The sequence below is a fragment of the Mesorhizobium sp. C264A genome (assembly GCF_040324515.1).
Lineage (GTDB): Bacteria > Pseudomonadota > Alphaproteobacteria > Rhizobiales > Rhizobiaceae > Mesorhizobium.
Window position 1 is genome coordinate 2,016,989 of record NZ_JAMYVY010000002.1, and the last position, 14,878, is coordinate 2,031,866.

General features: G+C 64.6%; 14 protein-coding genes. 6 read left to right on the top strand and 8 right to left on the bottom strand.

The features are described 5' to 3' along the window. Nucleotides 1-100: 100 nt before the first annotated feature. The 3 genes from NKL04_RS28945 (at nt 101) to NKL04_RS28955 (ending at nt 1,739) form a co-directional block, all read left to right on the top strand. Nucleotides 101-736 (top strand): hypothetical protein, encoded by a 636-nt coding sequence (locus tag NKL04_RS28945; RefSeq protein WP_023701397.1) that lies wholly within the window; start codon nt 101-103, stop codon nt 734-736. Between the two features lie 24 nt (nt 737-760). Continuing rightward, nucleotides 761-1,303: a hypoxanthine phosphoribosyltransferase gene (hpt, locus tag NKL04_RS28950; RefSeq protein ID WP_023673315.1), complete on the top strand. Its 543-nt coding sequence runs from the start codon at nt 761-763 to the stop codon at nt 1,301-1,303. 64 nt (nt 1,304-1,367) lie between these two features. Next, complete coding sequence (locus NKL04_RS28955) at nt 1,368-1,739, top strand: response regulator (protein WP_023673316.1); 372 nt, start codon at nt 1,368-1,370, stop codon at nt 1,737-1,739. A 6-nt stretch (nt 1,740-1,745) separates the two neighbouring features. Here the strand turns inward: NKL04_RS28955 and NKL04_RS28960 are convergent, their stop codons facing one another. Then, the gene (locus NKL04_RS28960; protein WP_023701398.1) at nt 1,746-2,696 is read right to left on the bottom strand and encodes a DMT family transporter; all 951 of its coding nucleotides are present in this window, start codon (nt 2,694-2,696) and stop codon (nt 1,746-1,748) included. A gap of 224 nt (nt 2,697-2,920) precedes the next feature. On the opposite strand from NKL04_RS28960, the gene NKL04_RS28965 reads away from it, so the two are divergent. Next, a complete protein-coding gene (locus NKL04_RS28965) occupies nt 2,921-3,784 on the top strand; it encodes a LysR family transcriptional regulator (RefSeq protein WP_023701399.1) in 864 nt (287 codons plus the stop codon). Here NKL04_RS28965 and NKL04_RS28970 read toward each other — a convergent pair. From NKL04_RS28970 to NKL04_RS28980, 3 genes are all read right to left on the bottom strand, one after another. Next, nucleotides 3,781-4,152 (bottom strand): glyoxalase superfamily protein, encoded by a 372-nt coding sequence (locus NKL04_RS28970; RefSeq protein WP_023685340.1) that lies wholly within the window; start codon nt 4,150-4,152, stop codon nt 3,781-3,783. The two genes, NKL04_RS28965 and NKL04_RS28970, sit on opposite strands and share 4 nt — an antisense overlap. Nucleotides 4,153-4,193: 41 nt before the next feature. Further along, nucleotides 4,194-6,782 carry a TIGR02302 family protein gene (locus NKL04_RS28975; protein WP_023701400.1) on the bottom strand — a complete coding sequence of 863 codons (2,589 nt, stop codon included), beginning with the start codon at nt 6,780-6,782 and terminating at the stop codon, nt 4,194-4,196. A gap of 136 nt (nt 6,783-6,918) precedes the next feature. Then, a complete protein-coding gene (locus tag NKL04_RS28980; protein ID WP_023701401.1) occupies nt 6,919-7,860 on the bottom strand; it encodes a threonine/serine dehydratase in 942 nt (313 codons plus the stop codon). Nucleotides 7,861-7,910: 50 nt separating this feature from the next. Here NKL04_RS28980 and NKL04_RS28985 point away from each other — a divergent pair, with 50 nt between their 5' ends. Then, on the top strand, nt 7,911-8,213 hold the full coding sequence (locus NKL04_RS28985) for an ArsR/SmtB family transcription factor (protein WP_352724745.1): 303 nt from the start codon (nt 7,911-7,913) through the stop codon (nt 8,211-8,213). Nucleotides 8,214-8,233: 20 nt separating this feature from the next. Here NKL04_RS28985 and lysA read toward each other — a convergent pair whose 3' ends face one another. The 3 genes from lysA to argH form a co-directional block, all read right to left on the bottom strand. Next, entirely contained in the window at nt 8,234-9,502 is a 1,269-nt protein-coding gene (lysA, locus tag NKL04_RS28990; protein WP_023701403.1) for a diaminopimelate decarboxylase, read from the bottom strand. Nucleotides 9,503-9,582: 80 nt separating this feature from the next. Continuing rightward, nucleotides 9,583-9,789: a hypothetical protein gene (locus NKL04_RS28995; RefSeq protein WP_023673325.1), complete on the bottom strand. Its 207-nt coding sequence runs from the start codon at nt 9,787-9,789 to the stop codon at nt 9,583-9,585. A gap of 68 nt (nt 9,790-9,857) precedes the next feature. Further along, on the bottom strand, nt 9,858-11,258 hold the full coding sequence (argH, locus tag NKL04_RS29000; protein ID WP_023701404.1) for an argininosuccinate lyase: 1,401 nt from the start codon (nt 11,256-11,258) through the stop codon (nt 9,858-9,860). Nucleotides 11,259-11,292: 34 nt separating this feature from the next. Here argH and tlpA point away from each other — a divergent pair, with 34 nt between their 5' ends. Next, entirely contained in the window at nt 11,293-11,985 is a 693-nt protein-coding gene (gene tlpA / locus NKL04_RS29005) for a thiol:disulfide interchange protein TlpA (RefSeq protein ID WP_023701405.1), read from the top strand. Nucleotides 11,986-12,076: 91 nt separating this feature from the next. Here tlpA and NKL04_RS29010 read toward each other — a convergent pair whose 3' ends face one another. After that, nucleotides 12,077-14,524 carry a bifunctional diguanylate cyclase/phosphodiesterase gene (locus NKL04_RS29010; protein WP_023701406.1) on the bottom strand — a complete coding sequence of 816 codons (2,448 nt, stop codon included), beginning with the start codon at nt 14,522-14,524 and terminating at the stop codon, nt 12,077-12,079. Nucleotides 14,525-14,878 lie beyond the last annotated feature (354 nt).

Consider the following 14,878-nt stretch of genomic DNA (forward strand, 5'->3'; position numbering starts at 1 on the left):
GGTTAATTTTCGCTGTTTTTGAGTGCGTCACAAGGGTTCCGGTGGGGAAGCGTTAACCATTTCCATTTACGCAAAAAAACGAAGAGGCAACAGCGGGGCCATGATGGCTGAGCAACGAACCGCGCGCCCGGTTTCCGGCGAAATCATGACCGGGACAAGTGTCGCACCGGAATCGCGTCCTGTGGCGACCGACATCGTCGATGCGGATTATGAGGTGCTGCCGCAGCCGATCCCACTGATAGAAGCCATGCCGACGCCGGCGCGCGACATCGCGACGCCGTCGATCGAAGGCATGGAGATGCTGCGCAAATCAGATCCGTCAGCCGGGCGGCCGGCATCGCGTGGCGGGCCGATCTTCTGGACTGCCGGCATCGGTGCGGCCCTTGCCGCCTTCTGGGTCTCGGGTGGCCACGCGCTGGTGCGCCAGACGCCGTTCTGGTCAGTCGAACAGCCGGAGGGCGCCGTACTCAGCATTGCCGGCGTCACGTCGCGTGTCGACGCCTCAGGACCCACCCCGGTGCTGTTCGTGGACGGCGAGGCCGTCAATGACGGTTTGAAGGCGGGACAATTGCCGCCGCTGGAGATACGTGTCACCGGCAATGACAGCCGCATCACCCGCTATACTCTGGGGACATCCAACCGTTCTCTGGCGCCCGGCGAAAGATTCGGCTTTTCCAGCCGCCTCGATGTGCCTAGAAACGGCGTCAAGGCCGTGGCGGTCACCTTCGCCGGCTAGTCGGTTTCTCTGGAAAGGTTGTTGATGCCAGTTGTGCGCGGCAAGGACATCGAGGTCCTGTTTTCGGCGTCCGCGATCGCGCGGCGCAATCTCGAACTCGCCAAGGAGATCGCCGAGCACGACTATCACGACCTGCTGGTGATTTCGGTGCTGAAGGGCTCGTTCATCTTCGCCGCCGATCTGATCCGCGCCATGCACGATGTCGGGCTGTCGCCGGAGGTCGAGTTCATCTTCATTTCCAGCTATGGCGCCGGCACCACCAGCGGCGAGGTGAGGGTGCTGCGCGACATCGACAATGAGGTCGCCGGCCGCGACGTGCTGCTGATCGACGATATCCTGGAGTCGGGCAAGACGCTCTCCTTCACCCGCAACCTGATGCTGTCGCGCGGCGCCAAAAGCTGCGCCATCGCGGTGCTGTTGGACAAGCGCATGCGCCGCCAGACGGAGCTGAACGCCGACTATGTCGGCTTCGACTGTCCCGATTACTTCGTCGTCGGCTACGGCATGGACGTCGCTCACGCTTTTCGCGAACTGCCGTTTGTCGGTGTCGTCAAAGGCGATGCCTGAGAAAAGGCCCCCGACGCTGCAAATTTTCAGAAAAAGTCAACTTTTGCCCGCCAAATTCCGGCCCATGGCAAAGCTTCTGATCGTCGAGGACGATGAGTCCGTCCGCACCCTCGCCGCCCGCGCGCTCGAACGCGCCGGGCACTCGATCGATATCGCCGCCGACGGCGCGCAGGGGCTGGCGATGGTCAGTGCTGCAGGCGGCGGCTACGACCTCGTCGTCTCCGATATCCGCATGCCGGAAATGGACGGCATCGAGATGGCGATCGCCGCAGCCAGGCTTTTCCCTGACATGAAGATCCTGCTGATGACCGGCTATGCCGACCAGCGCGAGCGCGCCGAGGAATTGAACGGCATCATTATCGACGTCGTGCAAAAGCCTTTCACGCTGGCCGAAATCCGCTCGCGGGTCGACCAGGCGCTCGCCTGCTTCGCCTGACACGCTTCAGGCGGCATCCTGAGACGCGGCGAGGACAGGCGCAGCGCTCCGGCGCCGTTCGGTGTTGAGCGCCAGCAGACCGGCGCCGATGATCAGCGCCGCACCGATGGCGGTGGTCGAGCGCGGCACCTCGTCGAAGAACAGGAAGCCCCACAGCGGCGACCAGATAATCCCGGTGTATTCGAAGGTGGCGACGCGGTTGGCGGGCGCCAGCCTGTAGGCCTGTGACAGCAGGATCATGCCGGCCGAAGCGACGAACCCGCAGGCCGCCATCTTGAGGAAATCCGGTGTCGTCGGCCAGACCCACGGCCGCACCAGGAATTCGAGGCTGGGGTGGACAGCATGGGTTATGCCGGCAAGCCAGAATGTGCCGGCAACCGCAGCGGCGCCGACCAGATAGGCGCCGTTCTGGTAGAAGGCCATGACGGTGGAGGATTCGGTGTCGCCGATCTTGCGCGCCATCAGCTGTGAAAAGCCGTAGAGCAAAGCCGAGCCCAACGAAAGCAGCGCCGCCCAGTCGAACAGGCCGGCGCCCGGGCGCAGCATCACGACCACGCCCAGCATGCCGATCAGCACGGTGGCGAGAGCCTGCCAGGATACCCGCTCGCCGAGATAGGGCCCGGCTATCGCCATGATGAACAGGGGCGCCATGAAATAGAGCGCCACCGCGTCGGCGAGCGGCAAGGCAGCGATCGCCAGATAGTAGACCGTATAGGAGGAGAACTGGATGAAGGCGCGTATCGTCAGCAGGCCGAACCGCTTCGAGGCGATGGCCCGCAGGCCGACATCGGCGCGAACGAGAACGATCAGGATCGGCAAAGCGACGATCGAGCGGATCCACATCACCTCGGTCACGGGATAGCCGGCCGACACCGCCTTGACCAGCGGGTCCTGGAGCGAGAACACCAGCACGCCAAGGCACAGGCTGATGATGCCGAGAACGATCCGGTTGCGCATGTTGTTCTGCCGGCCCTTGCCTTAACTGCCCGCAGGCGCCCGGCCTGGGTAAAAAGAACCCGCCACCGTTTCGGGCAGCGGGTATGAGTGAGGACTCTTTGATTGGTCCGCAGCCGGTTTCGCGGCGGCATATCCAATGGGTGAGCGGACTATGCTGCGGCGTTTGACATGTTGCAAACGAATTGGAATGATACCAGAGATCAAATTTGCTTATGACGGATTCGATGCGGCCAACCCTCGACAGCGATCTCCTGCGCACCTTCGTCGCCATTGCCGAAGCGGGCAATTTCACCCGGGCGGCGGAGCAGGCCGGGCGCACCCAGTCGGCGGTGTCGATGCAGATGAAGAAGCTCGAGGAGCTGGTCGGCGACAGCCTGTTCGAACGCGGCTCGCGCGGCGTGGCGCTGACGCGCCGTGGCGGCGAGCTGATCGTCAATGCCCGCCGCATCGTCTCTCTGCTCGACGAGACGGCGGCATCGATGGCGGCGGCACCGCTTGGCGGGCCTGTGCGCATCGGCATTCCCGAGGAATATGGTCACGCCATCCTGTCGCGCGCGCTCGGCGCCTTCTCGAAGCGTCACACCAAGGTGGAGGTCACCGTGCGCTATGCACATTCGGGCGCCCAGCTGGCAGCGTTGGCGGCCGGTGAACTCGACCTCGCCGTGGTGTTCGAATGGCAGGATCCTTCCGGCGGCGAGGTGCTGATGCACGATCCGACCGTGTGGGTGACATCGAGCCTGCATCACATGCATGAGGAGCGGCCGGTGCCGATCGCGCTCTACAACCGGGCCGGCTGGTGCAAGGACTTTGCCATCAAATCGCTTGAGCAGCGTGGGCTGGCCTACCGTGTCGCCTATACCAGCGACACCACCGGCGGCCTGAAGCTCGCCGTCACCTCTGGCCTGGCGATCGCGCCGATCTCGCACAGCAATATTCCGGATGGCTGTCGTGAACTCACCGCCGCTGACGGGTTCGGCCATATCGATTCCTCGAATGTGGTGATGCACCGCAGCCCAAATGCCTCAGGCGAAGCTATCGACGGCATGCAGGAGGCGATCCGCGAGGCGTTCGTCAACCGGCCGGCTTAGTCTGTTGCATCCTCGTAGAAATGCAGGCGATTGCCGAAGGGGTCGCCGACCGACACTTCACGGGTCTGCCACGACGTGGTTTCGAGGCCCGGCCGGGCGTAGCGGTATCTCTTGCCGATCAGTTCGCGGTGCAATGCCGCGATGTCCTCGACCTTGATGCGCATGGCTATACCCGGCGCGCCGTCGCCATGATGTTCGCTCAGATGCAGGACACAGCCGTCGCGGATTACACCCATGTAGAGCGGCGCATTGTCGTCGAAGCGGTGCTCGAACTCGACCTTGAAGCCGAGAAAGTCGACATAGAATTCGCGTGCCTTGGCGATGTCGAAGATGCGCAGGATGGGCGTGACGGCACCGAGTTTCGGCATGGCGCTGATACCATTCAGTTCGACGGATGTTGCCTTGGAGGCTACTTCAGCTCCAGCAGCCGCTCGAGGTAGCTGCGCTCGATGTCGGGGCTGAGCGCGTTGCCGAGCCGCTTGCGAATCGCCTCGAGAATCTGGCGGGCGCGCTGCACGTCGATCTCGTCGGGCACCTTCACCGAATCGCCGAAATCGGGTCCGCGGCTGGCGCGCGGTCGGCCCAGCGGATCGCGGCCGGCGTCCTGTTGGCGGCCGCCTTCCTGGCTGCCGCCCTGGTCGCCCTGCATCGCCTGCAGCTGCTTCATCATCTCCTTGGCGCCCTTGCGCAGCGCTTCCAGCGCGCGACCCTGGTGGCCGACTGCCTGGTCGCCTTCGCCTTCGCCAAGCGACTTTTCGGCATTGCCCATGGATTTGCCAGCGTCGCCAAACCCCTCATTGGGTTGCATGCCCATGCCTTCCAGGCCCTTCTTCAGCTTGTCGAGTTCGCTCTGCAACTGGCCCTGGCCTTCCTGCAACTGCTTCATCGCATCGGCGAATTCCTGCGGTGTCATCGACTTCGGCCGGGCGAGAGGATCGCGATCCTTGCCGACGCCCGGCTGGTCCGGGTCGTCGCCATTGCCTTCGCCGGGCTGCTGATTATCTCCGCGCTGCATCTGGTCCATGCGGTAGGTGTCGTTCATCATCTCCTGCTGGCGGCGCATGATCTCGCCCAGCTTGTCCATCTGCTGGCGCATCTCGCTGTCCTGCTCGCCGCCCTGCTGCTGACGGCCGGCCTGCAGGTTGTTCATCATGTTTTCCAGCTGCGACAGCAGCTCCTGCGCCTTGTCGCGGTCGCCCGACTTCGCCAGGTTCTCGATCTGGTCCATCATGCGGTCGATATCACTCTGACGCAGTTCGCGACCATTCTGCTGCATCTGCGGCGCGTTCGGGTTCTGCTTGGCGCGCTCGGCGAATTCCTGCAGGAATTCGTTCATCGCCTCGCGCAGTTCCTTCATCGCCTTTTCGATCTCTTCGTCGCTGGCGCCGCGCTTGATGGCGTCCTGCAGCGCCTGCTGGGCCTGGCGGAGCCGCTTTTCGGCGGACGAGAGATTGCCTTCCTCGATGCCGAGCGCGATTTCCCAGAGATAGGCAACCTCGTTGCGCAACTGATCGTCGCTGTCCGACATCTTCAGCCGGCTGCGGGCGCTCATGATGGCGAGGTAATGCGACATGTTGTCGAACGTGTCCTCGGGCCGCAGCGTGATGGCGTCCATCAGGTCGAGCACGCGCGGCTTGGCATTGGCGTCGAGCGCCAGCAGGCGGCGCTGCTCGACCACCGCCCGCGCCAGCGGGTTGGCGAAGGGCCGCTCCGGCATCACAATAGTCTTGGTCTCGCTGGTCGCGGTGTGTCCGGCATCGTCGGTGGCGACAAGCGACAGCTTGATGCTGGCGCCGGCCCAGACGTGCTCGGTGAGGTCCTTGGTGGTCTTGGCGGCGTTCGCCTTGCCGCCGCGGCGCGGCAGCGCCAGCGGCAGGTCAGGCGGACCGTAGAGCGGATGCGCATCGGGCGCCGCCGGATCGGCCAGCGCGAAAACCGCCTTTGCGGTGGCCGCGCCATAGTCGTCGTCGATCTGGTAGTTGAGCTCGAAGGCGCCGTTGACGGCGCGCTTGGGCTCGCCGACGAAGCGGATCGTCGGCGGCTTGTCGGGGATCACCGCGAAGGCCCAGCGACCGAGATCGGCTTCGCCCGACTTCAGCGTCAGCGTGCCGTCGGCGGTCAGCTTGCCGGTGAACTGGCGCAGCTTGGGGGTCGCCGGGTTGACCGCCGCTGCCTTGACGGCCGCCACCTGTGGTCCCGACGGGTCGATGGCGCGAGCATTGCCGCCCTTGTCGGCAAAGGTTAGCGTTTCCTCGCCGGAGCCGCCGGTCACGCGCAGCGAGACGTCGCTGCCTTGCGGCACGGTGAAGGTGGCAACCGCCTGCTTGGCGTTGCCATCGATGACTGGCGCGGTCAAGAAGATGGGCGGCTTGCCGGTATAGGCCGGCGGGGTCACCCAGGCATCGATGCGCGGCGGTACGATGTCGCGCGCCGCATGGGCACTGAAACCATCGGACATCCTGCCGCCGGACGGTCCGAAGGAGAAGGCAAAAGCGGTGACCAACAGCAGCGCCGCCACGGCACGCAATGCCCACGGATCGCGCTCCGGCACGCGGGTACGCGGCAGGTCGGCGCCAAGGCTGCCGAGCTTGTCGGCCATGCGCTTTTGGTGTTCGCGCCACAACGCCTGGGAAAAGATGCTTTCCTTGCCGCTGGGACGGTCGGTCTGCACCAGCACCGGGCTGTGCTGCAACTGGTTGGCGGCCTCGATACGGCGGTCGATTTCAGCGGCGGATGGAAGCTTGAAGAAACGCAGCGGATAGAGCGCCGCCAGCGTGGCAATACCGAACGCCGTGACCAGGATAATGCGCGCAATGTCAGGCAGCCGGGGGAAAAGGCCGAGCCAGGAGAGGCTGAGAAACAGGCTGGCGACGATGAGCAGCGGCAGAAGCAGCGGCCAGCCGCGCTCGACCGTCATCGAGACCCGTGTCGCCAGCCGGCTCAGGGCAAGCCGCCCGGCCAGGCTGCGATCGCCACTGGAAATGGTGCGTTCCGTCATCGGCCCTTCCTACCCGGGCGGGATAGCCCGGACTCAACAAGCAGAAGTTTACCAGCAAACACGGCAAAGGCGAGGCGGTTCCGGAAAACTTGAAAAGCTTTGACGGGGTTGCGTCCCACTTCAGTCGAAGCAAGGTTTAGAATTTCGCCGGATCGGTATTCGAGCCGCATACAAGGACGGCGATCCGCTCGCCCGGCGCCGGCGTGTAGCGGCCGGACAGCAGCGCTGCGAAGGCCGCTGCGCCGCCCGGCTCGGCGATGATCCGCACCCGCTCCCACAGCGCCTTTTGCGCGGCGATGATGGCGTCGTCGGTGACCAGGATGGAGCGTTCGACGAAGGCCTCGGCGATCGGGAACATCATCTCGCCGACGCGTTTGGGCGCCAGCGAATCGGCGGCGACGCCTTCGGCCGGCGCATCGACGGGGTGGCCGGCTTCGAAGGCGTGATGCAGCGTCGGCGCGCCTTCGGGCTCGATGGCGATGATCCTGATGCGGCCGGCAAACCAGGCGGCGATGCCGCCGATCAGGCCGCCGCCGCCGACAGCGACCAGCAGCGTGTCGATGTCGGGCAGATCGTTTTCGATTTCGAGGCCGAGCGTGCCTTGGCCGACCAATGTTTCCTCCTGGTTGAAGGCATGGATCTGCAGCGCGCCGGTCTTTTCAGCAAAAGCCTCGCTGGCGGTCAGCGCCTCGGCATAGCGGGCGCCGCCGACGATCAGTTCGGCGCCGTAGCCGCGGATGCGCTGCAGCTTGGCCGCCGGGCTGACTTCGGGAACGAAGATCGTCGCCTTGTGGCCAAGCCGCATGGCGGCATAGGCGACCGCGGCGCCATGATTGCCGCCCGAAGCCGCAACCACGCCGGCCGCAGGCACCGGCCGTTCGAGCAGATTGGTGAAGGCGCCGCGCGCTTTGAACGAACCGGAATGCTGCAGGCATTCGAGCTTGAGGTCGACCGCCAGCGGCGGCCGGTCGAAATCGGCCATGTCGACGCGCAGCACCGGCGTGTGCCTGATATAGCGGCGGATGCGCGGTTCCATCGCGGCGATGCGTTCGCGCGTGACGGTGTTGCCGTTCGTCATGACCATCTCCTTGGGATTGACAGCAATTAGTAACTTGGCAAAATGGCTAAATGCAAGAGGTTGATGTCTTCAAGGCGATGGCCAACGAACGCAGGCTGCAGATCCTCGACTGGCTGAAGGATCCGCAGGCGCATTTCCCGGCCCAGGCAGATGGCGATCTGGTCGAGGACGGCGTTTGCGCGCTGCTGATCGCGGAGAAGCTCGGCATTACTCAGGCGACGCTCTCCGAACATATGCGCGTGCTTACCCAGGCCGGCCTGCTGCGCCCCAAGCGAATCAAGCAATGGACGTTCTACCGCCGCGACGAGGACAGGATCGCCGACACAAGGATGCTCATCCAAAACCGGCTGTAGCGCAGCCGCCGTGCCGGCTCCTATGCAAGCCAGTCGGGCACCGAATCCAGGCCGATCAGCTCGTCATAGGTCTGGCGCCGGCGCACGACGTGGAAACGGTCGCCGTCGACCAGAACCTCAGGCACAAGTAGGCGGGTGTTGTAGGTGCCGGATTGCACCGCGCCATAGGCGCCGGCGGTGGTGACGGCAATTAGGTCGCCAGACTTGAGCCGGGGCAGGTCACGGTCGAGGCCGAGATAGTCGCCTGTCTCGCAGACCGGGCCGACGACGTCGACCGCCATGCGCGGCGTGTCGGCCGGCGGCTGCACCACCGGCTTGATGTCGTGGAAGGCATCGTAGAGCGTCGGCCGGATCAGATCGTTCATGGCGGCGTCGACGACGAGGAAGTTCTTGGCGTCGCCTTCCTTCACGAAGATCACTTCCGAGACCAGAATGCCGGCATTGCCGACGATCAGCCGGCCCGGCTCGAACATCACCTTCACTCCAAGCTTTGTCAGATGCTTCCTGACGATCTCGGCATAGGCATCGGGCAAAGGCGGCGGGCTGTTGTCGGTGCGGTAGGGGATGCCGAGGCCGCCGCCGAGATCGACATGCTCGACGGCGTGGCCATCGGCGCGCAGCGCGCCGACCAGTTCCGCCAGAAGCGCGAAAGCATCGTCAAAGGGCTGCAACTCGGTGATCTGGCTGCCGATGTGGGTATCGATGCCGATGGGCTTGGTGCCCGGCAAACTGGCCGCGCGGGCATAGACCTGGCGCGCCCTTTGCCATGGAATGCCGAACTTGTTCTCGGCCTTGCCGGTGGAGATCTTCCTGTGCGTCCTGGCGTCGACATCCGGGTTGATGCGCAGCGAGACCGGCGCCACCTTGCCGAGCGCGGTGGCGCGGGCCGACAGCAACTCCAGCTCCGGCTCGGATTCGACATTGAAGCAGAGAATGCCGGCCTCGAGCGCAAAATCCATTTCGCGCGCGGTCTTGCCGACGCCCGAGAATACGATCTTGCTGGCCGGGATGCCGGCGGCGAGCGCGCGGCGCATTTCGCCTTCCGAGACGGTATCGGCGCCGGCGCCGAGCTTTGCCAGCGTCCGCAGCACCGCCTGGTTGGAATTCGCCTTCAAGGCGTAACAGACCAGCGTGTCGAGACCGGCAAAAGCCCCGGCGAACACCCGGTAGTGTCTGGTCAAGGTTGCCGTCGAATAACAATAGAACGGCGTGCCGACGCTTGCGGCGATGTCTGGTATCGGCACGTCCTCGGCATGGAGCACGCCGTCGCGGTAGTCGAAATGGTTCACGAGAGTGTTTCCGGAAGTTGGAGCACGAGACCTGGTTAGCACGAGACCTGGTCAGAAAGACCAAGCCGGTCTCATCGGCCCTAGATCAGCGGGTCGAGGATGAATTTCTTGTCCACGACCGGTTTTTCCGGCTCCGGCGGCACCGGCTGTTTGGCGCGCTCGGCGTCCTTGCGGGCCTGGACGGCCGCTTCATAGGGCGTGTCGAGACCAGCCTTACGGCCGCAAGCGGTCACGGCAGCCATCGCCGTCAGCAGCGTCAGCGTCACCAAAATCCTGCTTGCGGTCATCGATCCATCCGTCCGAAACTTTATGTGCTGCGCTTTTAACCGAGTTTTAGGCGCATTGCACCCCGGCATCATGCCTTGGCGATGCGCTTTTTCCAGCTGCGGATCTGCTTCCTGACCTCCGACGGCGCCGTGCCGCCGAAACTGGTGCGGCTCTTCACCGAATTCTGCACCGCCAGAACCGAGAAGATGTCTGCCGTCATGCCGGGGTTGATCGACTGCAGATCCTCCAGCGACAGCTTTTCAAGGCTCACCTTCTTCTCTTCGGCCAACGCCACTGCGCCGCCGGTGACATGGTGTGCCTCACGGAAGGGCAGGCCCAGCGTTCGCACCAGCCAGTCGGCGAGGTCGGTCGCGGTCGCGTGGCCCGAGCTGGCGGCCTTCTTCATGGCGGCGGCATTGACCGTCATGTCGCGCACCATGCCGGTCATCGCCGCCAGCATCAGATCGAGCGTCTCGGCGGCGTCGAAGACCGATTCCTTGTCTTCCTGCATGTCCTTGCCATAGGTCAGCGGCATGCCCTTCATCACCGTCAGCAGCCCGACGAGATGGCCGGTGACGCGGCCGGTCTTGCCGCGCACCAGTTCGGCGGCGTCCGGGTTCTTCTTCTGCGGCATGATTGAGGAGCCGGTGGAGAAACTGTCCGACAGTCTGACAAAGCCGAATTGCGGCGTCGACCAGATGATGATTTCTTCGGCGAGCCGCGACAGATGCGTGGCGGAGATCGCCACCAGGCTCAAAAACTCCAGCGCGAAATCGCGGTCGGAGACGCTGTCCAACGAATTGCGCATCGGCTCGCGGAAGCCGAGCGCCTTGGCGGTCTTGTGGCGATCGATCGGAAAACTGGTGCCGGCAAGCGCTGCCGCGCCGAGCGGGCTTTCATCCATCCGCTCGATGGCGTCGCGGACGCGCGACAGGTCGCGCGAAAACATCTCGACATAGGCCATGCAATGGTGGCCGAAGGTCACCGGCTGCGCCGCCTGCATGTGGGTGAAGCCGGGCATCACGGTCGCCGCATGCTCCTCGGCGCGATCGAGCAAGGCTGAGATCAGCCCCTTCAGCGCCTCGGCGACGCGAAAGCACTCGTCCTTGACCCAGAGCCGGAGATCCACCGCCACCTGGTCATTGCGCGAGCGGGCGGTGTGCAGGCGGCCGGCGGCCGGGCCGATCAGGTCGGCAAGGCGGGCCTCGATGTTCATGTGAATGTCTTCCAGCCGGGTCGAGAACTCGAACGTGCCGGCCTCGATCTCTTTCAGGATCGTGTTCAGCCCGTGAGCGATTTTTTCTTGATCGGCCGCCGAAATAATGCCCGTTTCAGCCAACATCTCGCTGTGGGCGATCGAACCTCTTATGTCTTGGGCATAGAGTTTGCGGTCGAACGAAATCGACGCGTTGATCGCTTCCATGATCGCGGCCGGACCCGAGGCAAAACGTCCGCCCCACATCTGGTTGCTGGCCTTCTTGTCGCTCATCGCTATAACCCGTGCTCCGGAGCAGTCTTAGAAAATGGCAGACGGTAACAGATACTTCCCGGCCCCGCGCCTGATCCTCGCCGCTTTGCTGGCGGGCGTGCTGGCCGGCGCGGTCGCGGTATATGTCAGCGAGAGCGGGTCTGGCAACAACGCAGCCACCGGCAGCGCACCTGCGGCCGGCGCGGGCAACAGCAAGGACGACGTCGCCTGCGCCGCCAAGAGCGACCGCGCCAAAAAGGTTGCCGCCGCGGCCACCGGCCAGGTGGCGGCATTGCTGCCCGCCGATCCGCCGCAATCGCTGAAAAGTCTCGCCTTCAACGGTCCCGACGGCAAGCCGATGACGATCGCCGATCATGCCGGCAAGACCGTGCTGCTCAACCTGTGGGCGACGTGGTGCGCGCCCTGCCGTGCGGAAATGCCGGCGCTCGACGCCTTGCAGAAGGAAAAGGGCAGCGATGCCTTCGAAGTGGTCGCGGTCAATGTCGATGCCGGCGACGATGTGAAGCCCAAGAAGTTCCTCGCCGATATCGGCATCGGGTCGCTCGGCTACTACCGCGATTCGACGCTGGCGCTGTTCAACGACGTCAAGACGCGCGGCTTGGCGCTAGGCCTCCCCGTCACCATGCTGATCGATGGCGAAGGCTGCCTGGTCGCGCATATGAACGGACCGGCCGAATGGTCGGGACCGGATGCCAAGCGCCTGGTCGAGGCCGCACTCGCCCCTTAGAGCGGTTCACCGTTTCGTCGAAACGGCTACCCGCGCTAACTTTTTTGTTTCGACGCAATTTCGGACGGAAAACCGTTTCACACTAATTGCTCTAGGCTGAGCGCAGGGCCGCCGCCGGCGGCAGCATCAAGATGCTGCCGCCGCGTTGTTTGACGCCGGCGTCGTCTTGTGCCGCCGGTGCCGCTACGCCGGTCAGTTCGCTGAACGCCTCGATCGGGCTGGGCCGGCCTAGATAGTAGCCCTGGCCGATCTCGCAGGCCTCGGCGTCGAGGAATTTCAGCTCGCCCAGCGTCTCGACGCCCTCGGCCAGAACCGGCAGGCCGAGACCGCGGCCAAGCCCCAGAACGGCGCGCACGATGGCTGCCACCTGGCCGTTGCTGTCGACTGATTTGATGAATGAGCCGTCGATCTTGATCTTGTCGAAGGGGAAGGCGCGGAGATTGGACAGCGAGGAGTAGCCGGTGCCGAAATCGTCCATCGCCACACGCACGCCAAGCGCCTTCACCTGGCGCAAGGTCGCCAGCGCGCGCGGCATGTCCTTGACCAGCGCCGTTTCGGTGATCTCGAGTTCGAGCCTGCCGGGCGTCAGGCCGGAGCCGAGCAGGACTTCATGCACCTTGCGGCTGAAATTCGGATTGTGGAGCTGCACCGCCGAGACATTGACCGCGACGGTGAGAGGGTTCTTCCAGCGCGCTGCCTCGGCGCAGGCCGTCGCCAGCACCCATTCGCCGATCTGGATGATGACGCCGCTGTCTTCGGCCACCGGGATGAAGGTCGCCGGCGACACGTCGCCGCGCTGCGGATGGCGCCAGCGGATCAGCGCTTCGAACCCGACCATCCGCCCGCTGCTGATCTCCTTTTGTGGCTGGTAGACGAGGCGAAACTCATCGCGCGCCATGGCCTGGCGCAGTTCGTGCTCCATCACGCGCCGGTCTCGCGCCTCGGCGCCCATCGAGGCCTCGAAGTAACGGTAAGTGTCCTTGCCCTCGGCCTTGGCGCGGTAGAGCGCGGTGTCGGCGTGGCTGACCAGGAGTGTCGGCTCATCGGCGTCGAGCGGATAAAGTGCAATGCCGATGCTGGCCGACACCAGCCCGCCACCGACCGACAGCCGGTTTTCCTCGCGCATGGCCGCCAGCACCGCCTCGGCGATGCGGCCGGCCGCCTGCGGATCGGGAAGGTTCGGAGCGATGATGGCGAACTCGTCGCCGCCGAGACGCGCCAGCATCTGTCCGTGGCGGAGCACGGCGGAGGCGCATAGCGCCACCTTCTGCAGCATGGCATCGCCGGCGCCATGCCCGAACAGGTCGTTCACTTCCTTGAAGCGGTCGAGGTCGAGCAGCAGCAGCGCAAGATGCCCACCCTTGCCGCCGCGGTCCATTGCGGCAATTTCGGCCTCGAGCCGGCCGGAGAAACTGCGGCGGTTGGGGAGCTCGGTCAGCGGGTCGAAATGGGCGAGGCGCAGGATCTCCTGCTCGGCCTTCCGGCGTTCGCGGATGTCGCGCACGGCGACAACGCTGTGCCGCTTGCCGCAATAGTCGATGCTTCTGGCGATAAGTTCGACGGGGATGGTGGCGCCGTCATGGGCTCTGAGTTCGGCTTCCTGTGCCTGTCCGCTGCAGTCGGACATGCCGGCCGCGGTGCGTTCGCCGAAGAGATCGCCAAGCAGCATGGCGTTCAGCACTTCCGGCGCAATGCCGGTGAGTGCCGCGATGCTGTCATTGGCGCTGACGATGCGGGCGCCATCGCAGACGATCAGCCCCTCGACGGCGGCGTTGGCGAGGCCGTGCATGCGCTCGGCCTCGAGCTTGTGACGCCGGAAGCGAAGGTCGATCCACAATGCTGCGGCTGAAAGCACCAGGATAGCCAGGCTGACTGCAGCGGCGGCGAAGGCCTGCGACACCGGTTCGACCGTGAACTGCGATATCTCGATGGAGGAGTCCGGGAAGATCGACACCGCGCCCATGGCGATGAAGTGCAGGCTGCAGATCGCCAGCGTCAACAGGATGGCGGCGGCGATTGTGGCCTGCATGGACGGCCGTCGCAACACCACCAGCAGCGCCAGCGCGGCGAGGGTGACGCCTGTCAGCACCGAGACGCCGACCAGCAGCGGGTTCCAGACGATGCGCCCTTCGACCTCGAAGGCGGCCATGCCGATATAGTGCATGGCGGCGATACCAGCGCCGAGGACCGCGCCGCCGACCAGAGGGTAGTCGATGCCCCGGCGCAAGGTGGCGATCCACATGCCCGCAGCGGTCAGGGCGACGGAACCGGCGAGCGAAAGCGCCGACATTTCCGTATTGTAGGCGTTGGGGATTCCGGGAGAAAAGGCAAGCATTGCGATGAAGTGCGTCGCCCAGATACCGAAGCCGGTGGAAGTGGCTGCTATCATCAGCCAGGTATAGCGGTTGCGCTCGCTCGAGCGGTCGACATGGCGAAGCAGGTTGACCGCCGAGAAGGAAGAAATACCGCAAATGAGCGCTGCCAGTGCGACCAGTCTCAGATCGTGCTCATGCACGATACAATTATAGACCGTCAGCATCTCGCCCCACCTGCTCTCCCACAGCAATCAAGCCGTCCACTTGATTAGTATGCCACGCTTGACGAAGAATCGGTTATGCGAACTACAACTACAGCGGGTTTTTCGGGTTGTACGTTGCGGCGATCCTGTCTCATTCCAGACGCACGGTTACAGCAGCGCCTGGCGCGATGCCGCTCGGCCGATCTCGATCTGGCCGAGCGCCGGTTTGGCGGCCGCACGGTGCAGGTGCGTGGCGCTGTCACGCGGGCCCTTCACGCATCGCTGGGCGGTCGGCGATCCTTGCAGGCCCACCATGCCCCATTCTATCGCTGAGCCGGCTTGGCATTTCTCTCGGTCCTCGTTGCAAGGCGAGGG